Here is a 764-nt window from a genome sequence, read left to right on the forward strand (position 1 = left end):
TACCGGTCCAGTGCCGGAACGCGCGATGGAACGCGATCGGGTCGTCGAAGCCGATGTCGGCGCCGATCGCCGCGATCGTGTCAGGCGTGTCGGTGAGCCGCTGGATCGCGATGTCGCGCCGCAGTTCATCCTTCAGCACCTGGAACGTCGTCCTTTCGGCGGCAAGGTGGCGGCTCAACGTGCGCACCGAGCGATGCAGATGCTCGGCCGCCTGATCGATCACGGGCAGATCGGGCAGCGCCGCCGACAGGTACTGCCGCACGCAATGGCACACGAGCTGTTCGCTGATCGATTCGAAGATCCAGTCGCCGGGCGCACGCGCGAGGAACTTGCGCAGGTTGCGCTTGCTCTGCCGGATCGGCGCGTCGAGATAGTCGGCGCTGAAGCGCAGCAGCGCGCGGTCGCAGTCGAACTGCACGGACCCGGAGAAGAAGTACAGGTGATCGACCGCATGGCGCGGCCGCGGGCATGCGAACTCGATCCGCAGCAGCGGAATCTTCTGCCCGATCAGCCACACGCCGTGCACGAGCTTGAGCATCAGCTCCTGCCCGAGCGCGCCGATCGGGCCGACGGCCGGGTTCGGCCGCAGCAGCACCTGCGCGACGAGACCGTCGCGCTTCGATTCGACGAAGAAGTCGTCGAGCAGGATATGGAAGAACTGTCCGAAGCGGTGCAGCGCCGTTTCGAGGTTGCGCGCATCGAGCAGGCTCAGGCACAGGTACTTCAGCGTGCCGCCGCGCAGCGGGCGCGAGAAGATGCCGGGC

Annotated in this window: 1 protein-coding gene; it reads right to left on the reverse strand. The window is 66.9% G+C overall.

The features are described 5' to 3' along the window. Positions 1-764: AraC family transcriptional regulator (locus FVF58_RS50975; protein ID WP_246217616.1), on the reverse strand; the 764-nt coding region annotated here is incomplete at both ends.

Source organism: Paraburkholderia panacisoli (genome assembly GCF_008369935.1).
Taxonomy (GTDB): Bacteria; Pseudomonadota; Gammaproteobacteria; order Burkholderiales; family Burkholderiaceae; genus Paraburkholderia; species Paraburkholderia panacisoli.